This is a genomic window from Candidatus Kinetoplastibacterium oncopeltii TCC290E (genome assembly GCF_000340865.1).
Classification (GTDB): Bacteria; Pseudomonadota; Gammaproteobacteria; order Burkholderiales; family Burkholderiaceae_B; genus Kinetoplastidibacterium; species Kinetoplastidibacterium stringomonadis.
The window spans coordinates 528,661-551,695 of sequence record NC_020299.1 but is presented as its reverse complement, the minus strand read 5'-3'; the positions used below and the strand labels follow the sequence as shown (position 1 = coordinate 551,695).

At 31.3% G+C, this 23,035-nt stretch carries 20 protein-coding genes; 18 read left to right on the top strand and 2 right to left on the bottom strand.

Annotated features, from left to right (window positions below):
* Positions 1–214: 214 nt before the first annotated feature.
* The 15 genes from CONE_RS02515 (at position 215) to CONE_RS02445 (ending at position 16,180) form a co-directional block, all read left to right on the top strand.
* Positions 215–1,402, top strand: coding sequence for a porin (locus CONE_RS02515; protein ID WP_015397180.1), 1,188 nt, complete (start codon positions 215–217; stop codon positions 1,400–1,402).
* A gap of 148 nt (positions 1,403–1,550) precedes the next feature.
* Positions 1,551–1,910, top strand: a complete 360-nt coding sequence (gene ndhC / locus CONE_RS02510) for an NADH-quinone oxidoreductase subunit A (protein ID WP_015397179.1) — start codon at positions 1,551–1,553, stop codon at positions 1,908–1,910.
* 38 nt (positions 1,911–1,948) lie between these two features.
* Entirely contained in the window at positions 1,949–2,422 is a 474-nt protein-coding gene (locus CONE_RS02505) for a NuoB/complex I 20 kDa subunit family protein (protein WP_015397178.1), read from the top strand.
* Between the two features lie 41 nt (positions 2,423–2,463).
* A complete protein-coding gene (locus CONE_RS02500) occupies positions 2,464–3,096 on the top strand; it encodes an NADH-quinone oxidoreductase subunit C (RefSeq protein WP_015397177.1) in 633 nt (210 codons plus the stop codon).
* Positions 3,097–3,105: 9 nt separating this feature from the next.
* Positions 3,106–4,365 (top strand): NADH-quinone oxidoreductase subunit D, encoded by a 1,260-nt coding sequence (locus tag CONE_RS02495; protein WP_041862207.1) that lies wholly within the window; start codon positions 3,106–3,108, stop codon positions 4,363–4,365.
* Positions 4,366–4,405: 40 nt separating this feature from the next.
* Positions 4,406–4,897: an NADH-quinone oxidoreductase subunit NuoE gene (gene nuoE, locus CONE_RS02490; protein WP_015397175.1), complete on the top strand. Its 492-nt coding sequence runs from the start codon at positions 4,406–4,408 to the stop codon at positions 4,895–4,897.
* Between the two features lie 5 nt (positions 4,898–4,902).
* Positions 4,903–6,270, top strand: coding sequence for an NADH-quinone oxidoreductase subunit NuoF (nuoF, locus tag CONE_RS02485; RefSeq protein WP_015397174.1), 1,368 nt, complete (start codon positions 4,903–4,905; stop codon positions 6,268–6,270).
* Between the two features lie 15 nt (positions 6,271–6,285).
* Positions 6,286–8,622, top strand: a complete 2,337-nt coding sequence (gene nuoG / locus CONE_RS02480) for an NADH-quinone oxidoreductase subunit NuoG (protein ID WP_041862206.1) — start codon at positions 6,286–6,288, stop codon at positions 8,620–8,622.
* 62 nt (positions 8,623–8,684) lie between these two features.
* The gene (nuoH, locus tag CONE_RS02475) at positions 8,685–9,698 is read left to right on the top strand and encodes an NADH-quinone oxidoreductase subunit NuoH (protein ID WP_407636597.1); all 1,014 of its coding nucleotides are present in this window, start codon (positions 8,685–8,687) and stop codon (positions 9,696–9,698) included.
* 25 nt (positions 9,699–9,723) lie between these two features.
* Positions 9,724–10,212: an NADH-quinone oxidoreductase subunit NuoI gene (gene nuoI, locus CONE_RS02470; protein ID WP_015397171.1), complete on the top strand. Its 489-nt coding sequence runs from the start codon at positions 9,724–9,726 to the stop codon at positions 10,210–10,212.
* Positions 10,213–10,230: 18 nt separating this feature from the next.
* Positions 10,231–10,872: an NADH-quinone oxidoreductase subunit J gene (locus tag CONE_RS02465; RefSeq protein ID WP_015397170.1), complete on the top strand. Its 642-nt coding sequence runs from the start codon at positions 10,231–10,233 to the stop codon at positions 10,870–10,872.
* Positions 10,869–11,174, top strand: a complete 306-nt coding sequence (nuoK, locus tag CONE_RS02460; RefSeq protein WP_015397169.1) for an NADH-quinone oxidoreductase subunit NuoK — start codon at positions 10,869–10,871, stop codon at positions 11,172–11,174. Before CONE_RS02465 ends, nuoK begins: the two co-directional genes overlap by 4 nt.
* A 5-nt stretch (positions 11,175–11,179) precedes the next feature.
* Positions 11,180–13,174 carry an NADH-quinone oxidoreductase subunit L gene (gene nuoL / locus CONE_RS02455; RefSeq protein WP_041862205.1) on the top strand — a complete coding sequence of 665 codons (1,995 nt, stop codon included), beginning with the start codon at positions 11,180–11,182 and terminating at the stop codon, positions 13,172–13,174.
* A 7-nt stretch (positions 13,175–13,181) separates the two neighbouring features.
* On the top strand, positions 13,182–14,678 hold the full coding sequence (locus tag CONE_RS02450) for an NADH-quinone oxidoreductase subunit M (RefSeq protein WP_015397167.1): 1,497 nt from the start codon (positions 13,182–13,184) through the stop codon (positions 14,676–14,678).
* Between the two features lie 14 nt (positions 14,679–14,692).
* Positions 14,693–16,180 carry an NADH-quinone oxidoreductase subunit N gene (locus CONE_RS02445; protein WP_015397166.1) on the top strand — a complete coding sequence of 496 codons (1,488 nt, stop codon included), beginning with the start codon at positions 14,693–14,695 and terminating at the stop codon, positions 16,178–16,180.
* Positions 16,181–16,201: 21 nt separating this feature from the next.
* Here the strand turns inward: CONE_RS02445 and mfd are convergent, their stop codons facing one another.
* Positions 16,202–19,672, bottom strand: coding sequence for a transcription-repair coupling factor (gene mfd / locus CONE_RS02440; RefSeq protein WP_015397165.1), 3,471 nt, complete (start codon positions 19,670–19,672; stop codon positions 16,202–16,204).
* A gap of 37 nt (positions 19,673–19,709) precedes the next feature.
* Between mfd and ispD the strand changes: the two genes are divergently transcribed.
* A complete protein-coding gene (ispD, locus tag CONE_RS02435) occupies positions 19,710–20,402 on the top strand; it encodes a 2-C-methyl-D-erythritol 4-phosphate cytidylyltransferase (protein WP_015397164.1) in 693 nt (230 codons plus the stop codon).
* Positions 20,399–20,905, top strand: a complete 507-nt coding sequence (gene ispF / locus CONE_RS02430) for a 2-C-methyl-D-erythritol 2,4-cyclodiphosphate synthase (RefSeq protein WP_015397163.1) — start codon at positions 20,399–20,401, stop codon at positions 20,903–20,905. The genes ispD and ispF overlap by 4 nt, the downstream gene beginning before the upstream one ends.
* A 112-nt stretch (positions 20,906–21,017) precedes the next feature.
* On the opposite strand, the gene CONE_RS02425 is transcribed toward ispF, so the two are convergent.
* On the bottom strand, positions 21,018–21,566 hold the full coding sequence (locus tag CONE_RS02425; RefSeq protein ID WP_015397162.1) for a peroxiredoxin: 549 nt from the start codon (positions 21,564–21,566) through the stop codon (positions 21,018–21,020).
* Positions 21,567–21,776: 210 nt separating this feature from the next.
* Here CONE_RS02425 and CONE_RS02420 point away from each other — a divergent pair, with 210 nt between their 5' ends.
* Positions 21,777–23,033, top strand: coding sequence for a bifunctional tRNA (adenosine(37)-N6)-threonylcarbamoyltransferase complex dimerization subunit type 1 TsaB/ribosomal protein alanine acetyltransferase RimI (locus tag CONE_RS02420; protein ID WP_015397161.1), 1,257 nt, complete (start codon positions 21,777–21,779; stop codon positions 23,031–23,033).
* Positions 23,034–23,035 lie beyond the last annotated feature (2 nt).

Here is a 23,035-nt window from a genome sequence, read left to right as displayed (position 1 = left end):
TGGTCTGTACATTGTGAGTGAAAGTTTATAGTGTTTCATGATGTTGTGTTATTGCAACACACTTCGTGTTGCTCTTTGATTTTTGTGTTGCACATTTTGGCCAGTCTAGCTAAATTTTGATGCAATATCTCTGAATTCAACTATTGGATTTGAGATTTGTGTTGTGTGTAATTATGTGTCGCTCTCGTCACTCAAATTATTGGAGATTTTTTATATGAAAAAAACTCTGCTCGCTGCTGCTTTAGTCACTAGTTTTGCTAGTGTTGCTCAGGCAGAAACATCTGTGAACTTATACGGAACAGTTGATACAGGCATAAATGTAAATTCTGTTGAGGTCCGTGATTTTCGTGGAGTAAGGCATGAGATTAGTCGTGTAGGGCCTGTATCAGGAGCCCAAAGTGGATCTCATTGGGGTTTGAAAGGTTCTGAAGATTTATCATCTGGACTTCGTGCTGAATTTGTTTTGGAAGGTGGTTTTAATTCTGGAAATGGTGATGGTCTGCAAACACGTCGTGTATTCGGAAGACAAGCCACAGTTGGTTTAGCTAGTGATTCCTGGGGTCGAGTTGATTTAGGACGTCAGACAAATATATCTAGCAAATATTTTTCTAGCATAGATCCTTTCCATTCTGGATTTGAGCAAGCTAGTATGGGCATGGGTATAGGTCCTACGAATGCTCTTCGCTATGATAATATGTTTATGTATCAAACTCCTTCCTATAATGGGTTTGATTTTGGTGTTGGTTATTCTTTCTGTGTAGATACCAGAATTGCTGATACCAACTGTGTTACAGTTAACAATGCATTTTCTGCAGAAGAAGCTTCTAATTGGAGAACTGCGGAGAACGATAGAGCTATAACTGCTGGCGTACGTTATAGCAATGGTCCTTTGACTGCTGCTTTTTCCTATGATGGTGTAAATGGTTCTAAGAGACGTGTAGCTCGTGATACTTACTTCGATGTAAGTCCTCGCTCTTATGTACTAGGTGGATCATATGATTTTGAAGTTGCCAAAGTTTCTATGGCATATGCAAGAACTATAGATGGATGGATGGGTGCTCTTAATGTAGCTGGGTACCGTGATTTAATTGGATTAAGCCGTCTAGTTACAGAGTTTGCTAATGGTTTTTGTGCTAATTCATATATGATTGGATTGAGTGCTCCTATAGGTAGCTCTAGCAATGTATTCGGTTCTTGGCAGTGTGTAGCCGCTAATCCAAAACCAAACGGTGCAAGGTTAACTGGAGATAATGATACTATGAATGTATATAGTATTGGTTATACTTATGATCTTTCTAAACGTACCAATCTTTATGCTTATGGATCTTATGCTTCAGACTATGCATTTTTGTATAGTGCAAAAAGTAAAGTCGTAGGTGTAGGTTTGCGTCATCGTTTTTAGTTTGTATGAACTAATATTTGATTAAAACAAAGACCACCCAAAGGGTGGTCTTTGTTTTATAGTTATTTGATCTATAATTTTATCTTTTTGGAAAATATAAGATTGTAAATGTTACAATCTTAAGACTCAATGACTAAAAGTGATTTTTATGAACTTACAACAATATTTTTCGGTTTTGCTGTTCATTTTGGTATCTATAGTTATAGGTCTTGGTTTACTCTTTGTTGGTTATCTTTTAAGTCCTAAAAAATATACTGAGGAAAAATCATCTCCATATGAGTGTGGTTTTGAGAATTTCGGAGATGCAAGGATGCAATTTGATATACGATATTATTTGGTTGCTATTCTTTTCATTTTATTTGATCTGGAAATTGCTTTCCTATTTCCATGGGCTATAGTGCAGGATTTAATAGGAACTGAAGGATTTATAGCTGTAATGTTGTTTCTATTTATATTGTTTGTAGGTTTTTTTTATGAATGGAAAAAAGGTGCTATAGAGTGGGAATAATTTTAAAATAGTGCAATTGCTTAGAGATTATTATAGCTATGGAAGAAGGTATTTTAAAGAAAGGTTTTATAACTACTAGCGCAGATAAGGTGTTGAAATGGGCTAATACTAGTTCAATTTGGCCTATGACCTTTGGCTTGGCATGTTGTGCTGTTGAAATGATGCATGCTAGTGCTGCCCGTTATGATTTAGATCAGTTTGGTACATTTTATAGACCAAGTCCTCGTCAATCTGATTTGATGATAGTTGCTGGTACTCTATGTAATAAAATGGCTCCAGCTCTCAGAAAGGTCTATGATCAGATGCCTGAGCCGAAATGGGTTATTTCCATGGGATCATGCGCTAATGGTGGCGGTTATTATCATTATTCTTATTCTGTGGTTAGAGGATGTGATAGAATAGTCCCTGTTGATGTATACGTACCTGGATGTCCTCCGACTGCGGAGGCTTTGATTTATGGTATTTTGCAACTGCAAAATAAGATTAAATCAGGAAACAAGATTGATAGATAGCTTCCTAATTATATTTTAGGTCATTCTTAATTATTGAGAGTATGTTTGATAATATGAATAAAATGGATTCTCTTAAGAGCTCTTTGACAGAGATTTTTAATGATCGTATTAATTTAGTTTTTGAGAATGATGAATTAACTATGAATATCCTCGATGAGGATTGGTTATCTATTTGTAATATTCTGAAAAATGATGATAAATTCTGTTTTGATTCATGTATAGATTTATGTGGAATTGATTATCTTTCTTGGGGAAAATCTAATTTGAATGATACTTACAGTGTTATCCCTAGGGAAAGTAATAAACGATTTGCTGTGGTTGCTCATCTTTTATCTATAAAAAATAATTTACGTTTACGAATTAGAACTTGGGCTTCTAGTGATGAGTATCCTATTGTACAATCATTAGTTAGTTGTTGGCCAGGTTTTTTATGGTTTGAGCGCGAAGCGTTCGATTTGTTTGGCATTGTTTTTAATGGAAACCCTGATTTGCGTAGGATATTAACAGATTATGGTTTCATAGGTCATCCTTTTAGGAAAGATTTTCCATTATCAGGAAATGTCGAGATGCGTTATGACAATGATAAAAAGAAGATTATATATCAAGGGTTGACTATAGAATCAAGAGAGATAGTACCTAGGATTATTCGTGAAGACTCGTATTATAATGAGTGATATAAAAATATAATGGATATTAAAACTTATACATTGAACTTTGGTCCTCAGCATCCTGCTGCACATGGTGTTTTGCGTTTAATTCTAGAGTTAGATGGCGAGGTCGTATGCCGAGCTGATCCTCATATAGGATTATTGCATAGAGCGACTGAAAAACTAATAGAAAGCAAGACATATATTCAAGGCTTGCCTTATATGGATAGGCTTGATTACGTGTCTATGATGTGTAATGAGCATGCTTACGTTATGGCGATAGAGAAGATGTTGGGTATAGAGGTTCCTTTGAGAGCTAAGTACATTCGTGTAATGTTTGATGAAATTACTAGAGTTTTAAATCATTTAATGTCATTAGGTTCTCATGCACTTGATGTTGGAGCTATGGCTGTATTTCTTTATGCTTTCCGAGAAAGAGAGGATTTAATGGATTGTTACGAAGCTGTGTCAGGAGCAAGAATGCATGCAGCTTACTACAGACCTGGTGGAGTTTATAGAGATTTGCCTGATAATATGCCTAAATATAAAAAATCATCAAAAAAAGTGCGTAGCGATAAAGATTTTATTTATATGAATAAAAATAGAGAAGGATCTTTGCTTGATTTTATAGAAGATTTTACAGTTAGATTTCCTAAATGTATTGATGAATATGAGACTTTATTGACAGATAATCGCATATGGAAGCAGCGCCTTGTAGGTATAGGAGTTGTAAGTCCTGAGAGAGCTAAAGAATTAGGATTTTCAGGACCTATGTTGCGTGGATCGGGAGTTGAGTGGGACATAAGAAAAAATCAGCCGTACGAAGTATATTCTGATTTAGATTTTAATGTGCCTATAGGTATAAACGGTGACTGTTACGATCGTTATTTAGTAAGGGTTGCTGAAATGAGAGAGAGCAACAAGATTATAAGTCAGTGTGTTCAGTGGCTTAACAATAATCCAGGACCAGTAATAACAAGTAATTGTAAGTTTTCTCCACCTAAACGAGCGAGAATAAAAGCCGGAATGGAAGAATTAATTCATCATTTTAAATTCTTTAGTGAAGGTTTCCATTTGCCTGTCGGTGAAGTGTATTCAAGTGTAGAACACCCTAAAGGTGAGTTTGGAATATATATTCTATCAGATGGCGCTAACAAACCCTATAGAGTTAAAATTCGAGCTCCAGGATTCTCTCATTTACAATCGTTAGAAGAAATGTCCAGTGGTCACATGCTTGCTGATGTTGTTACTATTATTGGTACTCAGGATATTGTGTTTGGCGAAATAGATCGTTAATTCTAATATTTTTTATCTTTATTAAATAAATATACAGCTTATGTTGCTTTCAGAAGAATCCTATCAGAAAATTGACTTGGAATTATATAAATATCCAGAAAATAAACGTCAATCATCATTAATAGCAGCTCTAGCTATAGCTCAAGAAGAGACCTCTTATTTGTCTCCAGAAATTATAGAAGAAGTGGCAAAATACATAGGAATACCTCCTATTGTTGCTCAAGAGGTGGCTACTTTCTATAATATGTTTAACATAAAACATAAATGTAGAAACAAAATTTCAATCTGTACAAATTTACCATGTGCTCTTCGTGGTAGTGTATTAATAGCAAATTATTTAAAAAATAAGCTTGGTATAGACTTTCATGAAACTACTTCTGATCTAAATTTCACTTTATTAGAAAGTGAATGCGCAGGAGCTTGTGGTGATGCTCCTGTTATATTAATAAATAATAAGCATATGTGTATAAAAATGACAGAAGAGAAAGTTGATCTTCTTATAGATACTCTTAAAAAAGAATCTGGAGCGTAATTTTTATGATTGCATCTGATTTTCTAAAAAACTTTGATAATGGTTTGACTCCCTACTTAGGAAAGGATGCTTCAAGCTCTACCTGTTTACATGAAAGACATATTTCTCCTAAAATTTTTAATGGAATTAATGGAAAAAATTGGAGATTACATGACTATATGAATAGAGGTGGTTACAAAGCTCTCGAAAAAATTTTAAAAAACAAAATATCTCCGGTTGATGTTATAAGTGAAATAAAATCTTCTGGATTACGAGGTCGTGGTGGAGCTGGTTTCCCTACTGGCCTGAAATGGAGTTTCATGACTCCTAGTAATCATGATCAAAAATATCTAGTTTGTAATTCTGACGAGGGAGAACCTGGTACTTTTAAGGATCGTGATATATTGAGGTTTAATCCTCATATAGTCATAGAAGGCATGATAATAGCGGCTTATGCTATGAAAATAAGTGTTGGTTACAACTACATACACGGTGAGATTTTTGACGTATATAAGCGTTTTGAGATTGCTATCAATGAGGCTAGGGAAGCTGGTTTTCTTGGTGAAAATATATTAAATCAAGATTTCAGTTTTCAGTTATATGCTGCTCATGGTTATGGTGCTTATATATGTGGGGAAGAAACAGCTTTACTAGAATCTCTAGAGGGAAAGAAAGGTCAACCTCGTTTCAAACCTCCATTTCCTGCTAACAATGGTTTATATGGTAAACCTACTACTATAAATAATACAGAAACATTTGCAGCTGTTCCCTGGATAATATTAAATGGTAGTGATAAATATTTAGAAATAGGAAAACCAAATAATAATGGAACTAAGATATTCTCTATTAGTGGAGATGTTAAATTTCCTGGAAATTACGAAGTACCACTAGGCACACCTTTTTTAAAAATTTTAGAGTTAGCTGGTGGGGTTAGAAATGGCAATAGATTGAAAGCTGTTATTCCTGGCGGATCTAGTTCACCAGTACTTCCTGCTGATATTATAATGAATTTGGATATGGACTATGATTCTCTTTCTAAGGCTGGATCAATGTTAGGATCTGGTGCAATAATTGTATTAGATGATACACGCTGCATGGTCAAATCTTTACTAAGATTATCTTACTTTTATTATGAAGAAAGCTGTGGGCAGTGCACTCCTTGTAGGGAAGGCACAGGTTGGCTTTATAGAGTATTAAATCGTATAGAGAATAGCAAAGGTAATTTAGAAGATATAGAGTTACTTGATTCAATTGCTAATAATATAATGGGTCGCACTATTTGTGCTTTAGGTGATGCAGCTGCTATGCCTGTAATTAGTTTTTTAAAACATTTTAATCCTGAATTTAAGCATCATATTGAACATAAATCATGTTTGGTGTCAAAATATTTGTAGGTTATGGAAAAACAAATGGTTGATATAATTATTGATGGTAAAAAAGTAAGTGTTCCAAAAGGTAGTAAATTAATACAAGCTACACAAAGTGTAGGTTGTTATGTGCCGCATTTTTGCTATCACAAAAAATTATCAATTGCAGCTAATTGTCGTATGTGTTTGGTAGAAGTAGAAAAATCTCCTAAGGCTTTACCAGCATGTGCTACCGTTGTTTCCGATGGAATGGTTGTTCATACCAATTCGAAGAAAGTAAAGGAAGCACAAAAATCAGTTATGGAGTTTTTATTGATTAATCATCCCCTTGATTGTCCAGTATGTGACAAGGGTGGTGAATGTCAATTGCAAGATTTAGCAGTTGGTTATGGAGCCACACAATCAAGATATAATGAAGGGAAAAGGGTTGTTTTTCAAAAGAATCTAGGACCATTGATATCTGCTTCAGAAATGAGTAGATGTATACATTGTACAAGATGTATTCGTTTTGGAGAAGAAATTGCTGGTGTAGTTGAGCTTGGAATGATAAATCGTGGAGAAAAATCAGAAATAACATCTTTTCTCGGTCGCTCTGTAGAATCAGAATTGTCTGGAAATATGATAGATATTTGTCCTGTAGGCGCTTTAACATCTAAACCATTTAGATTTTCTGCAAGGAATTGGGAGTTAGCACGTCGTAAATCAATTAGTCCGCATGATAGTTTTGGAACTAATCTAATTATGCAGATAAAAAGAGATAAGGTTATACGTGTTGTTCCTTTTGAGGTTGAAAATATTAATGAATGCTGGATCAGTGATAGGGATCGTTTCTCATATGATGGTTTGAATAGCAAAGATAGATTGTCGGTTCCTATGGTCAAGGATGACAGTGGAAAATGGCAAGAGGTCTCTTGGCAAGATGCTATATACAAAGTATCTCGAGAATTGATCAGGATTAAGGAGTCTTATGGCCCTCATGAGATTGGTGCTATGACTTCTGAGTATTCTACATTAGAAGAATACTTCTTGTTTGGAAAAATGTTACGGGTTCTTGGTTCTAATAATACTGACTTTAGGCTCAGGCAAACAGACTCTAATTTCGATAATTATTTAGATGGAGTTCCTTGGCTTGGTTTGTCTTTGAAGGAAATAGAAGAATTAGATGTTGTGGTTGTAATAGGATCCTTTCTAAGGAAAGATCATCCTTTATTTGCTCAGAGGCTTCGTCAGATTTCTAAGAATGGGGCCAAGATTTTTATTATAGATAATTATGCCTCTGATCAATTAATGAATATCAGTGGCAGAATTAGTGTTAAGCCTTCTGCCTTGACAAAGACTATAGCAAAATTGTATGTAGCAATTTCCAAAATCCAAGGAAAAGAAATACCTAAAGAGTTTGTTAGCTTAAAAGATTCAAATATAGAGAATGAAATTGAAATTATAGCAAATAGTCTTTCTCATGGCGGTAAAAATGCTATATTTTTAGGTAATACCATTGTTTCTATGCCAGATGCTTCTACTGCATTTGCAAACTCATATGGGGTTTCAGTTTTAGCAGGAGCAAAATTGGGTTTTTTAACATATGGAGCCAATGTATTGGGTGGTTATCTTGCTGATTTTATACCTAAGGATGGTGGTAAAAACGTTTCACAGATGTTCCAAAGGCCTCTTAAATCATATTTAATAATGCATTTTGATCCATTGTTAGATACAGACAATGGAGCTTTATCCATAAAGTCTTTATCTGAAGCTGAGTTTAATGTAGCTTTTGTATCATACGCTTCTCAGGCAAAGGAATGGGCCAATGTAATGTTGCCAATATCTCCATTTACTGAGACATCAGGCTCATTCATTAATTCTCAAGGTATTCTTCAAAGTTTTAAAAGTGTTGTCTCCCCATTAGGGCTAACTAAGCCAGCATGGAAAGTGATTTGTTCATTATCAGCAGTTTTAGGTTTTCCAGGATTTAAATATGAAAGTTTTGATTCTTTAAGTAAATCTATATTGAATGAAAATTTCAGGGATAAATTATCAAATTCTACAAGTTCAAGCATGGGCCTAGGTAATATAAAACAAGGGTTTGAAAGAGTTGCTGATCTTCCTATTTATAGATCTGACTGTTTAGTTAGGCATTCAGTACCTTTGCAAGAAACATCTTCATCCAAGAAACCATTTCTTAGAATAAATAAAAAATCTATGAACTTGTTGCGTTTAAATGAAAATGAAGAAGTTGTTGTTTCGAGTGATTCTGGTAAATTAAAGATAAAAATATTAGTTGATGATTGTGTTCCAGACAATGTAATGCATGTTTCTACTGGGTTTGAGTATACTTCTCCATTAGGTAGTTCTTTTTGTACTCTTAATGTGGAGCGTTTGTAATGTCAAATCTATTATGGTTCTTGGAACATAAAAAAATTGAATTTTTTAGTGATAATTTATTTATGGTTTTAAGCATTCTTATCAAGATAATATGCATAGTTCTACCGCTTATTCTTTGCGTTGCATACCTCACATATTGGGAAAGGAAGATGATTGGTGCCATGCACGTGCGCTTAGGTCCTACACGTGTTGGTTTTAATGGTCTTTTGCAACCATTTGCTGACGTAATAAAGTTAATTACCAAAGAAATAGTTATACCTTCTCAATCTAACAAGGTTTTGTTTCTCATTTCTCCAATTATAACTTTGATGCCAGCTTTAGCTGCCTGGGCTGTTATTCCCTTTGGTCCGGAAATTGTTTTAGCAAATGTTAATGCTGGTCTTTTATATGTTATGGCTATTACTTCAATAGGTGTTTATGGTGTCGTAATAGCAGGGTGGGCTTCGAATTCTAAATATGCTTTGTTAGGCTCATTACGAGCATCGGCACAAATGATATCTTATGAGCTTGCTGTAAGTTTTATAATGGTTGTCATTTTAATGGTTTCTAAAAGCTTAAATATGAGCGATATAGTCCTCTCTCAGAATAAAGGTTGGTTTTTTGATAATGGATTTGCTTTTTTATCTTGGAACTGGTTACCTTTGTTCCCTTTATTCGTGATATATGTTATATCTGCTGTGGCTGAAACAAATAGACACCCATTTGATGTTGTTGAAGGTGAATCTGAGATTGTTGCCGGGCATATGGTAGAATATTCAGGCGTTGCTTTTGCAATATTTTTTCTTGCAGAATATGCAAATATGATTCTTTTATCTAGTCTTGCCTCCATAATGTTTTTAGGAGGATGGTTACCACCATTAAATTTTGTACCATTTACATTCATACCAGGATGGATTTGGTTATCTCTGAAAACCTTTTTTATTGTTTCTTTATTTATTTGGTTTAGATCTACTTTTCCTAGATATAGATATGATCAGATAATGAGGTTGGGTTGGAAGATATTTATACCAGTTACTGGTCTTTGGTTAGTTTTAGTTGCTGTATGGATGAGAACTCCTTGGAATATTTGGTATTAATTTATTATATTTTTAGAGTAATTATATGACATCTATAAAGAGATTTTTCAGTAGTTTTTTGCTGTATGAATTTTTAAAAGGTATGCTTCTCACAGGTAAATATTTTTTTAGGCGTAAGGTTACTTTAATATATCCTTATGAAAAAACTCCTATGTCTCCACGCTTTAGAGGACTGCATGCATTGAGACGTTATGACGATGGTGAAGAACGTTGTATAGCATGCAAATTGTGTGAGGCTGTTTGTCCTGCTATGGCCATTAATATAGAATCTGAGCAACGAGCTGATGGTTCACGTCGTACTACTAGATATGATATAGATTTAACAAAATGTATTTTTTGTGGTTTTTGTGAAGAAAGTTGCCCTGTAGACTCAATCGTTGAGACTCATATTCATGAGTATCATGGAGAAAAGCAAGGTGATTTATATTTCACAAAAGATATATTGTTGGCTATAGGCGATAAATACGAATCTGATATAGCTGCTAGAATAGCTAAAGATGCTCCTTATCGTTAATTTCTTTTGGATTTTAAGATGACTTTTACTACATTCCTTTTTTATTTGTTATCTTCTATAACGCTAATATCATCACTGTGTGTTATTTTTGCTAGTAACCCTGTGATTTCTGTACTGTATTTAATATTGGTTTTTGTAAATGTCGCAATGTTATGGATGATGTTGGGAGCAGAGTTTCTTTCTTTATTGCTCATACTAGTCTATGTTGGTGCTGTGATGGTTTTATTCTTATTCGTCGTTATGATGATAGATAGTAGTTTTAAAAATAGCCAGAAAGAAAATATATTTAAACCTTATGTTTCTTTTGGTATTTTTATAGGTCTTTTAACTATAGTTGAAATATCTGTAGTTTTTTATTGTAAATGGGGAAATTGTAATTCTGATATTTATCAAAGTATAGGCACTACTATGGATATAGGATTATCAATTTATAAAGATTATATTTTTGCAGTAGAAATGTGTGCTTTAATATTACTAGTAGGCATGATTTCTGCAATTGTCTTGAATTTAAGGAACAGAGAAGATAGAAAAGTGCAGAATAATACAAATGCAGCATTATTAGCTGACCATAGAAACCGATTGGTATTTGCTAATTTTTCTAAAAAAAATGATAATTCTTCATTCTATAAAACTGTTCTAAAAGATGGGGACGATAAGTGATAACAATATCTCATTATTTAATATTAAGCTCGTGTATTTTCTCAATTGGTCTTATTGGTATATTTATTAATAGGCACAACATAATTGTCATGTTAATGTCAATTGAGCTAATATTGTTGTCAGCTAATTTAAATTTTGTTGTTTTTTCAGAATGTAATCAAAATATCTCCGGTCAGGTTTTTGTTTTTTTTGTTATGACGGTTGCTGCTGCAGAATCAGCGATAGGTTTGGCTATTTTGGTTTTATTGTTTAGGAATTTAGACTCAATGAATGTTAATAAAATTAGTCAGTTAAAAGGATAGTGAAGATGAATAGTTATAATCCTTATAACTTATGTATGATAGTAGTTTTCTCTCCTCTCATTGGATCTTTGATATCAGGCTTATTTGGATCTAGTTTTTTATACAATAATCCTATTATTAGTCGCTCAGCAGCTAGTTTTGTTTCAATATTTTGCATATTGATTTCTTTTTTATCAGCAATATTTCTAATGTGTAATGTTATACACCATAAATGTTCTTATGATATTACTTTATATACCTGGAGTACAGTTGATACATTAAGTTTAGATATTGGGTTTTTAATAGATTTTCTTTCGTCTGTAATGATTTTGGTAGTAACATCTGTATCTTTAATGGTTCATATATATACAATAGGTTACATGTCTGATGATTCTGGATATCAAAGATTCTTTTCATATTTATCGCTATTTACTTTCGCAATGTTAATGTTGGTAATGTCGAATAACATGTTGCAATTATTTTTTGGATGGGAAGCTGTAGGTCTAGTTTCTTATTTATTAATAGGATTTTGGTATACTAAAGAAAGTGCAGTAACAGCAAACATGAAAGCTTTTATAGTCAACAGAGTCGGTGATTTTGGTTTTATACTGGGTATAGGTTTATTAGTTGTTAGTACTGGAAGTATAAGTTATCAAGATATTCTGAGTAATTTAGACTCTATTCAAGAACAACACGTACCAGGAGGTGGTGTTTTACAAAAACTAGATCTGATACCGATAGCTTGTTTATGTCTTTTTATTGGAGCGATGGGCAAATCAGCCCAGGTTCCATTACATGCATGGTTGCCAGATTCTATGGAAGGGCCAACTCCAATTTCTGCTCTTATACATGCCGCTACTATGGTTACTGCTGGTATATTTATGGTAGTAAGATTTTCTGGATTGTTTGAATTATCATCTTTTGTATTGTCATTTATTATAATTGTAGGTTCCATAGGAGCTTTATTTTTGGGTATTCTTGGAATTATTCAGACTGATATAAAGCGTGTAATAGCGTATTCTACACTTTCTCAGTTAGGTTATATGACGGTAGCTTTGGGAGTTTCAGCATACTCAGTAGCCATATTTCATTTAGTTACTCATGCTTTTTTTAAAGCATTACTTTTTTTAGGTGCTGGATCGGTTATTATTGGTACTCATCACAATCAAGATATAAGGATCATGGGTGGCATATATAAATACATGCCTATAACATGGATAACTTTTTTGTTGGCTACTCTTTCTTTAGTTGGGTTTCCTTTTTTCTCAGGTTTTTACTCTAAAGAATTGATAATAGACTCTGTAAAATATTCTACTATGTTTGGATCTGGATTTGCTTATTTTTCAGTTTTGACAGGTGTTTTTGTTACTTCATTATACTCCTTTCGTTTATATTTTTTAGTTTTTCACGGAAAAGAGAGATTCAGGGAAAGATCTGATTTTAATGGAAATCCGCATGATCCTGGTTATTCTATTTTACTTCCACTTGTTTTTTTAGCAGTTCCTTCAGTTTTATTAGGCTTATTAGTTGTTGATAATTTTGTTTTTGGTAAATTTTTCGATTCTATAATAACAGTTATGCCTATGCATGATACTTTTTACCATGTTTCAAAAGATTGGAGTGGATGGCTGCATTTTGCTCAACATTCATTCTACAGTGTTCCTTTTTTACTTGTCATATCTGGAGCTTTTGTCTCTTGGTACTGTTATATTATTAATGATAAAATAACAAATACTATTAAGTCTAAATTTTTGTTTATAGTCAATATTCTTGATAATAAATTTTATTTTGATGTTATATACTCTGTAATTGCTAAAACTTGTTTTAGATTTGGTTCTTTTTTATGGAAATATTGTGATCAAATATTAATTGATAAAATTTTAGTTAATGGTAGTGCTAACGTTGTAAATTTTATGTCTAGGATAAGCCAGAATTTTCAATCTGGTTTTATTTATCATTATGTCGTTTCTATGATTATAGGTATTATTTCCATGGTAACGATTTTTGTATTCATTTTTTAATATAATAATGTCTATCTATATATATAATTCTTGTCTTAGTCTAGCAGTATTCTTGCCTATATTATTTGGTTTTTTTATCTTGATTTTTGGCAACGATAGTAAAGCTTATTATGTTAAAGCTATTTCTTTGTTAATAGCTATAGTTTGCTTTTTACTAACCTGTTATATTTATAATTTTTTTGACCCGAGCGATATTAACACTCAGTTTGAAGAAAACCATAAATGGATAGGTAGTCTTGATATAAATTACCATATTGGGATAGATGGGATATCTCTACTGTTTTTACTTCTAACTTCTTTTATTACTGTTATTGTAGTATTAGCTGGCTGGGAATCTATAAGAAATAGAGTTTCCGAATATATGGCAGCTTTTTTGATATTATCTGGTTTAATGAATGGTGTTTTTGTTTCTTTAGATGCTATTCTGTTTTATGTTTTTTTTGAATCAACTCTTATCCCCATGTATATAATAATAGGTGTATGGGGTGGTTATAACCGTTTTTATGCTGCTTTTAAGTTTTTTCTTTATACGTTGTTAGGATCACTGTTGATGTTCATAGCTTTTATTTATTTGCATAAAATATCAGGCTCCTTTGATATTTTAATTTGGCAAAAGATAAAAATTAGTTATACAGAGCAGTTTTTAATATTTATAGCATTTATGGCTGCTTTCGCTGTTAAAATACCAATGTGGCCATTTCATACTTGGTTGCCAGATGCTCACGTAGAGGCACCTACAGGTGGATCCATCATTTTAGCTGCTATTATGCTAAAGTTAGGAGCTTATGGATTTTTACGACTATCTTTGCCAATCTTACCTGATGCTTCTATCAGTTTATCTGGATTAATGGTTACTTTATCTTTGATAGCTATCATATACATAGGATTTATTGCTATAGTTCAAGATGATATGAAAAAACTTGTAGCTTATTCCTCAATAGCTCATATGGGTTTCGTTACTTTGGGGATGTTTATTTTTAATATAGTAGGTCTTGAAGGTGCTATATTACAAATGATATCACATGGTTTTATATCAGCAGCTATGTTTTTTTCTATAGGAGTGTTGTATGACAGAGCACACTCTAGGGCTATTTCTGATTATAGTGGTTTGGTTAGCGTCATGCCACGTTTCATAGTATTTTTTGTTTTTTTCTCTATGGCTAATTGTGGATTACCAGCTACTAGTGGTTTTGTTGGTGAATTCTTAGTAATAATAGGTAGTGTGGAATATAGTTTTCCAGTTGCTATTTTAGCTGCAACATCTCTTATTCTGAGTGCTTCTTATTCTTTATGGATGCTTAAGCGTATTGCTTTTGGTAAACTTAGAGTTAATATCGATGTCAATAAAGATAATTCTATTGACATCGACAAAAGAGAGTTTTTCATTCTCGGTATACTTACTCTAGTAGTTTTATTTATGGGTATATATCCTAAGCCATTTACAGATGTTATTAATTTACCAGCTAAATGTTTGTTAGAACATTTAGCAATTACAAAACTTTAGATAGATGAAAATATATGCAAGATACTAATTTTTTCTTAATAGCTCCAGAAATAACATTGCTTTTTTTAAGTTTAGTTATTTTAGTTCTTGATATGTTTAGTGTTGATAAGAATAGATTTTTAACTTTCATTGCAAGTTTATTAACTCTTATTATCATAAGTACAATATCTATTGTTCAATTTAAACATAGTTCATCAGGAACAGTCTTTGGTACTTTATTGATAATAGATTGTTTTTCTCATTTTTTAAAAATTATATCGTCTTTCATTATATTCTTGATTCTTGTCTATAGTAAATCTTACTTGATAGAATTCAATATGATAAAAAATGGCGGTGAATTTTATGTGTTGTTGTTACTATCTCTTCTTGGTCAAATGGTAATGATTTCTTCTGGTAATTTTATATCTCTTTACCTTGGAATAGAACTGATGTCTTTACCACTATACGCTATGATAGCTATACGTAGAGATATAGTAATTAATATCGAAGCTTCAATTAAGTATTTTGTTTTAGGATCGGTTGCATCTGGAGTTTTTTTGTATGGGGTATCTATTATATACGGGGTCACAAACTCATTGGATTTTCCTGTTATAACATCTGTTAATTTAAACGACATTGTAAACATTAAGGTACTAATACTAGGTTTTATGCTTTTAGTATCCGGTTTAGTTTTTAAATTTGGTATAGTTCCATTTCACATGTGGCTTCCTGATGTTTATCAGGGTTCTCCTACAGTAGTTACATTATTTCTTGGAACTGTTCCCAAAATTGCTATTTTTGCTGTTCTATCTAGATTATTTGTAAATTCATTAGAATGTTTTGATTTTGTTGATTGGAATTCTTTATTAGTTTCTTTTTCTTTATTATCTTTATGTATAGGTAATATTACAGCTATTATGCAGAAAGACCTAAAGAGAATGTTAGCATACTCAGCAATATCCCATATGGGGTTTGTACTTTTAGGTTTAATCAGCAAAGATAATTGTTTCTCAAATAGCGTCACATACTCTTCATCAATGTACTATATTATAATATATGCTTTGAATACATTAGCTATTTTTGGCTCTATTCTGTTATTATCCAAAGGTAAAGAATGCATATATATCAATGATTTGATAGGGTTAAAAAAACACAATTCTTTGGTAGCTTTTGTAGTGTTGGTAACTATGCTTTCATTAGCTGGAATACCTCCATTTATAGGTTTTTATGCAAAATTATCTATATTCAATGTTTTAATAAATTCAGGTTATATTTTTGTATCATTGATAGCTATATTTTTTTCATTAATTGGTGCTTTTTATTACTTAAGAGTTATAAAAGTTTCTTATTTTGATAACTCTGAAATTAATTATAATTATTTAATCAAACCAGACAATAGTAGTAATAATAATGATTTCGCTTTATATTTTTTATTGCTTAATTTGTTATTAATAATTGTTCTAAGTATATTTCCAGATCTACTTTTAAATTTTTGTATAGATGTAGCAAACAAATCTTTTTAATAAAAAAATATTTTGAATTATTTATTGTTTTAAGCTTTTAATTATTTTTAATATTTCGTTTGTTCTATCTTTTATATTTGGTATACATAAATTTATAAATATTTTATTCTCTTGTTGAAATTTAAGAGCTTTTGAATTTTTGTATATTTCTATCAATTTAGTAGGATCAATATTTGATCTTTCATTAAATTTAATTATTATTTTTTTGTCAGACATATCAATTTCTATTATGCCAGAAGACTGAGCTGTTATTCTAATCCTATGTATTAGAATAAGATTTTCTGCTTGAACAGGTAGCTTTCCAAATCTATCTATCAATTCATTTTTAATAATTATTAAATCATCTATAGATGATGCATGAGATAAACGTTTATAAATTTCCAATCTCGATGGTATATCAGAACAATATTTATCTGGTAATAGTGCTGCCTCATGTATATTTACTTCACAGTAATGTGAATTTTTACTAGTAATTTCATAATTATAACCGTTCTTAATAGCATCGATAGAGCTTTTCAATATTTCATTATACATAGAATAACCAATTTCATGTATATGATTTCCAGATTGAGATTCTCCTAATATTTCTCCTGCTCCTCGTATCTCTAAGTCATGCATCGCTAAATAAAATCCTGAGCCTAAGTCTTCCATTGCTTGTATTGCTTCTAATCTTTTCTTTGCTTGGCTAGTTATTGATTCTTCATCTTGAATTAATAAATAAGCATAAGCTTGATGATAAGATCGGCCAACTCTACCTCTAAGTTGGTGTAGTTGAGCCAAACCAAAATTGTTTGCATGGTCAATGATTATAGTATTAGCATTTGGAATATCTATTCCTGTTTCTATAATTGTTGTACACAATAATATATCATAATGACTCTTATAGAATTCCTTCATTACACCTTCAAGATCTCTTTCATGCATTTGACCATGTGCGATTGCAATTTTTGCTTCAGGCATTATGTCTTTTATAGATTGCCTTTTATTTTCAATAGTACTTACTTCATTATGTAAAAAATATATCTGCCCACCACGCCTAAGCTCTCGTGTCATAGCTTCTTTTATGACATTTTTATTATATTTACGTACAAATGTTTTTATAGGTAATCTTTTTTTAGGAGCTGTCGATATTATAGAAAAATCTCTTATCCCCTCTAAAGACATTCCTAATGTTCTTGGTATAGGTGTCGCACTTAGTGTTAGTACATCAACATTCGGTTTTATTTTTCTTAATAATTCTTTTTGTCTTACACCAAAGCGGTGTTCTTCATCTATTATAACAAGCCCTAAATTTTTAAATTTTACATCTTTAGATAAAACTTTATGTGTTCCTATAACTATGTCAATATTGCCATTGTTTATATCGTAAATATTCTGTGAAATCTCTTTTTTTGTTTTAAATCTAGATAATTCTGCTATACGCACAGGCCAGTTCTCAAATCTATTTATAAATGTTTGAGTATGTTGCTCTGAAAGTAAAGTTGTCGGACATAGAATAGATACTTGCTTATTGTTTGATATTGCTATGAATGCGGCTCTTAATGCTATCTCTGTTTTACCAAAACCAACATCTCCACAGATTAATCTGTCCATCGATCTTTCAGAGATCATATCATTTATAACATCATTAATAGCATTTGTTTGATCTATAGTTTCTTCAAAACCAAATTCATCTGAAAATCTTATATATTCCTCCGAGGGCATTTTAAAACCAAATCCATGTTTATTAATATTACGTTGCGTATATAAATCCAGTAATTCTGTAGCTGTATCATAAATTTGTTTTGTAGCTTTTTTATATTTTTTCTCCCATTGATCAGATCCTAGTTGATGCAATGGTGCTGATTCTATATCAGTTCCTATATATTTAGAAATAACATGCATATGAGCAATTGGTACGTACAAAGAAGCTTTATTAGCATATTCTATTTGCAGAAGCTCCATATCTATTCCATTAGTCTGCATACGTATTAAGCCATTATATCTTCCTATACCATGTTGATTATGTACAATAGGATCTCCTATATTAATTTCTGAAATATCTTTAACTACTGTTTCTATATTCTGAGATTTTTGGTTATTTCTTTTTTTGGCATATTTATTATAGTTTTCGTTATGGAAGCTATTTTCGGCGATAATAAGCAAATTATCTGGTAGGAACTTGAAGCTTGTATTTATTTGTGCAAATATTAATCCACATTTTTCATCATTATTGATAAATTCCTGGACTGAAGATGGATAACTTGCTATAAAATTAGTATCTGAATTAATCCTATTTTTTAATAAATTTATTTTTTTTTCTGAATTTATAAATATAAGTATTTTCCATTTACTATTAAAATTCATAATTTCGATTATTTTATCTAACCAATTTACTTGTGAACTGAAATTATTTGTACTTTCTAAATTTTCAAAATGATTATTTTTTGATGTTTTTAGTGATAAATGTTTAAAATTTTTAGCTTCTTTATAAAATGATTCTTTATTTAAGAAAAGATTATCTGGAGAAATAACAGGTCTCTCTATATCATGTTTTAAAAAGTTATATCTTTCGTTTATGTCTAAATGATATTTAGTTATAATTAAATCTATATTATCTGGGGTTATGCAGATACAATCATCTGGTAGATATTCAAAAATAGTAGCAGTTTTTTCAAAAAAAAATGGAAGGTAGTATTCTACACCATGGAATGTGGATCCTTTCCCTATTTCTCTATATATTGAATATTTAGATGGATCTCCATCAAAATATTCCCTAAATTTATTTCTGAATAGTTTTATTGCTTGATCATCCAATGGAAATTCTTTTCCTGGTAATATTTCTATATTTTCAATCAAGCCAGTACTACATTGTGTTTCGGGATCGAATGATCTTATTGATTCTATAATATTATCATACAGATCTATTCTGTATGGTGTAGTAGAGCCCATAGGGAAAAGATCTATAATGCTACCTCTTATACAAAATTCTGCAAAATTTCTAACTTGCGTTACATGTTTATAATTTGCAATCTCTAATTGTTTTTTGAGATTTTGTTCATTTATTACATCATTTTTACTAAAATTAAAGCTATATGCAGCTATAAATTCTGGTGGAGAGATCTTGTGTATGGCCGTTGTAGTAGATATAGTTAACACATCTATATTTTTATTTAATAAGTCATACAGGATTTTCATCCTATCAGATATAATTCTATTATTTGGAGAAAATTCATCATAGGGTAATATTTCCCAATCTGGCATTGTAGCCACACGTAAATCTGGGGAAAATGATTTTATGTCAGATGATATTTGTTTTGCTTCTATAAAGTTACTTGTAAAGATTGTGGTTAATTTTTTACTGTTAATAGCTAAATTAGATATCAACATAGGTGTTCCAGAACCGAATGGTCTTTCATAATAATATTTGCTACCTTTCTTCAACATTTTTAATAAGTTTTCAGTTATGGTAGACAGATAAGATTTATCTAAAAAATTAATATGTTTTGACATCTTAGTTCTTAATATTATCAAGATATTTTAAAATAAAATGGAAAATTCTTTAATTGCTATAATTCCAGCAGCAGGAGCAGGAACTAGGGCATGTAAAAATTCGGCTCATGAGTTGCCTAAACAATACCGTAATATTGCTGGTAAGCCAATGCTAATTCACAGCATTATGTCTTTATTAGCTGATTCTAGAATTAGACAAATAATAGTATCTGTTTCTCCACAAGATACTTTGGCAGAAAAACTATTGTCAGGATTATCAAAAGTTACAGTAAGGAAATATGGCGGTTCTACTCGTTTTGAAACTGTGAGAAATACAGTTAATAGTATAGATGTTTTTAATAATGATTGGGTCATAATACATGATGCTGCACGTCCTGGTTTACCTATTTCATGTTTAAGTTCTCTCATAGATAAGTGTTTATCAACAAGTAATATTGTTGGAGGATTATTAGCTATACCAGTGTCTAATACTATAAAAAAAAGCATAGAAAATGTAGTTGATTTTACTGTAGAAAGACATAATTTATGGTTGGCTCAAACCCCACAGATGTTTAGAATTTCTTCTTTATGTAAGGCTTTAAACAAAATATCAGATAGTGGTTTATTTACAACGGATGAATCTTCTGCATTGGAATTTATAGGGTTGAAACCAATCATAGTTAGAGGATCTTTATATAACATGAAAGTTACTTGGCCAGAAGATTTTGATATAATGGAAAAAATAATATGAATTACCCGTTTTATGTAGGTCAGGGATTTGATATACACCAGTTAATTTTTGGTTATCAATTAAAAATAGGTGGTGTTAATATTCCTTATAGTCACGGACTGATCGGACATTCCGATGCAGATGTTTTAATACATGCAATAATAGATGCCCTTTTAGGGGCCGCTAGATTAGGTGATATAGGTAGCAATTTCCCTGATGATAATATTCAATATAAAGATATAGATAGCAGAATAATTTTAAGAGAAACTGCTAAAAAAATAAATTCCAATGGATTTAAAGTTGTGAATTTAGATACGACAATACATGCACAATCTCCTAGACTATCGAATTATATAAATTCTATGATAAATAACATATCACAAGATCTAGAAGTTGATGCTAGATATATAAATATTAAGGCAAAAACCAATGAGAATTTAGGACATATAGGGAGAAAAGAAGGTATATCAGCTAACGCTATTGTTCTTTTAGCTAATAATAATTTTAATAATGAAAATGCATAAATAAGATAAAACCGATGTTTATATATGTTTAGCATCAGTTTTATCTATTATTTTTAATAAAAGAAATATATCTATTAACAATTTTAATTATATGTAAATAGATATGAGAAATCTATAATGTTTCACCATCAATTTTACGGTTGCATGGACATAGTTCTCCGGTTTGGAAACTGTCCAATAATCTCAAAACTTCTTCTGGATTTCTACCAACACTAAGATTATTTACAGATACATGTTGTATAACATTATCTGGATCTACTATAAAAGTTGCTCTTAAAGCTACACCTGCATTTTCATCGCGCACTCCTAGTTGGTCAATTAAAGACCCAGATGTATCGCCAAACTGATAGTGTTTTAGTTTACTTAATCCAGGATGTTCTCTGCGCCAGGCAAGTTTAACGAACTCATTATCTACAGATCCACCCATAAGAATTGCATCTCTATCTTCAAACTCTTTTGATAGTTTATCGAAACCAATAATCTCTGTAGGACATACAAAAGTAAAATCCTTTGGATAAAAGTAAATTACTTTCCATTTTCCAGGAAAAGAACTCTCTGTAATCTCTTCAAATGCAGAAACTCCATTCTCTTCATGGTTATTGAATCCTGGTTTTACTCCTGTAATTCTAAAAGATTCTAACTTTTCACCAACTGTTTTCATATTAAATCCTTATTTGAAGTAACTATTTCAAAATTAAATACACTGCGTTAATAAGGCTAATGTATTTTTACATACTAACAATGTTCAATGAACGTAACAACAAGTATATTTTAAAGATTAATTACTTTATTATGTATAATTATTAGTACTAGGAATTTTTTGATTATCATAATCTGATTTCAGTAGTTAACTTGTGGTAGATTTTGTTATATGGATAAAAAAAGTATCAATTTATTAGCCTTTGAGACATCATCCTGTTACTCAGGAGTAGCTCTATTAATATTTAGCAGAACAGGTTCTGTTCTCGAGTATTCTTGTTTTGAATTTGAGGACTCAAAATTATATTCTGAGTTGCTTTTAATTAAATCTAGTTTTTTATTATCTAAATACCATCTTAGAACCTACGATTTAGATGTTGTAGCATTTGGATCAGGTCCAGGAAAATTTACTGGACTAAGAATTTCATGTAGCCAAGCTAAAGGCATAGGATTATCTTTGAATATACCAGTAATTCCAGTTGGGTCTTCGTATGCTTTAGCCAATAATTTAAGTTCTAATATCAGAAATAACAGAATAGTTGTAGTTGCTACAGATGCTCGTATGGGTGAGTTATATGTATCAGCATATTCATTCAAAAAACATCATTCTAATAACGACGAATGTATCTGTACAGTATTGCAATCACCTATATTGATATCTAATTCTAGCTTGTCTAATTGGATAAAACATAAATCTATTATATGGAAAGCTAATATTTATTCAGAAACAGATTATTTATTAGCAGGAGATGCATGGAAAGCATATTCTTTCTTAGAGATTCCAGATGGATGGATAAATTCTGAAACCTATTATCCTGGAGTAAAAGATGTTGCATATTTAGCAAGAAATGATTTTTTAAATAATAAAATTGTATCACCCGATATTGTTAGTCCTTTATATGTTAGAAATAAGATAGCATTTACTTCATTAGAAATATCACAAGGTATGGGTGGTGGTAACCCGAAGGTGGGAATTTTTGATTATCTAGAGCCATTAGACATGCTCATGAGTGATATTGATGAAGTCTCAAAATTAGAACAAAAGATACAGATATCACCTTGGACATTAGGTAATTTTAAAGATTCGATTGAATCTGGTTATAAGTCTTACCTTATTAGAAATAATGAAGGCATTATATTATGTTTTTGTGTAGCCATGGTAGCTCCAGATGCTGTTCATATATTAAGAATTGGAGTAGATAGTGATTTTCGTTGTAAGGGATTAGGGTCAAAATTATTAAATTTATGTTTTAAAATCTGTAACAATTACTCATTAAAAAATATTTTATTAGAGGTAGATGAATCAAATGCAATAGCAATTAATTTTTATAAGAAACACGGCTTTTATACTATAGGCAATCGCAAAGGTTATTATTTATCAAAAAATGGTAAAGTTAACAGTGCTTTAGTAATGAAAAAAAATATCTAAAT

What these genes read in the sequence shown, in the direction of transcription:
- CONE_RS02515 (WP_015397180.1), top strand. Translation starts at nt 215, where the DNA reads ATGAAAAAAACTCTGCTCGCTGCTGCTTTAGTCACTAGTTTTGCTAGT.
- ndhC (WP_015397179.1), top strand. Translation starts at nt 1,551, where the DNA reads ATGAACTTACAACAATATTTTTCGGTTTTGCTGTTCATTTTGGTATCT.
- CONE_RS02505 (WP_015397178.1), top strand. Translation starts at nt 1,949, where the DNA reads ATGGAAGAAGGTATTTTAAAGAAAGGTTTTATAACTACTAGCGCAGAT.
- CONE_RS02500 (WP_015397177.1), top strand. Translation starts at nt 2,464, where the DNA reads ATGTTTGATAATATGAATAAAATGGATTCTCTTAAGAGCTCTTTGACA.
- nuoE (WP_015397175.1), top strand. Translation starts at nt 4,406, where the DNA reads ATGTTGCTTTCAGAAGAATCCTATCAGAAAATTGACTTGGAATTATAT.
- nuoF (WP_015397174.1), top strand. Translation starts at nt 4,903, where the DNA reads ATGATTGCATCTGATTTTCTAAAAAACTTTGATAATGGTTTGACTCCC.
- nuoG (WP_041862206.1), top strand. Translation starts at nt 6,286, where the DNA reads ATGGTTGATATAATTATTGATGGTAAAAAAGTAAGTGTTCCAAAAGGT.
- nuoH (WP_407636597.1), top strand. Translation starts at nt 8,685, where the DNA reads ATGGTTTTAAGCATTCTTATCAAGATAATATGCATAGTTCTACCGCTT.
- nuoI (WP_015397171.1), top strand. Translation starts at nt 9,724, where the DNA reads ATGACATCTATAAAGAGATTTTTCAGTAGTTTTTTGCTGTATGAATTT.
- CONE_RS02465 (WP_015397170.1), top strand. Translation starts at nt 10,231, where the DNA reads ATGACTTTTACTACATTCCTTTTTTATTTGTTATCTTCTATAACGCTA.
- nuoL (WP_041862205.1), top strand. Translation starts at nt 11,180, where the DNA reads ATGAATAGTTATAATCCTTATAACTTATGTATGATAGTAGTTTTCTCT.
- CONE_RS02450 (WP_015397167.1), top strand. Translation starts at nt 13,182, where the DNA reads ATGTCTATCTATATATATAATTCTTGTCTTAGTCTAGCAGTATTCTTG.
- CONE_RS02445 (WP_015397166.1), top strand. Translation starts at nt 14,693, where the DNA reads ATGCAAGATACTAATTTTTTCTTAATAGCTCCAGAAATAACATTGCTT.
- mfd (WP_015397165.1), bottom strand. Translation starts at nt 19,672, where the DNA reads ATGTCAAAACATATTAATTTTTTAGATAAATCTTATCTGTCTACCATA.
- ispD (WP_015397164.1), top strand. Translation starts at nt 19,710, where the DNA reads ATGGAAAATTCTTTAATTGCTATAATTCCAGCAGCAGGAGCAGGAACT.
- ispF (WP_015397163.1), top strand. Translation starts at nt 20,399, where the DNA reads ATGAATTACCCGTTTTATGTAGGTCAGGGATTTGATATACACCAGTTA.
- CONE_RS02425 (WP_015397162.1), bottom strand. Translation starts at nt 21,566, where the DNA reads ATGAAAACAGTTGGTGAAAAGTTAGAATCTTTTAGAATTACAGGAGTA.
- CONE_RS02420 (WP_015397161.1), top strand. Translation starts at nt 21,777, where the DNA reads ATGGATAAAAAAAGTATCAATTTATTAGCCTTTGAGACATCATCCTGT.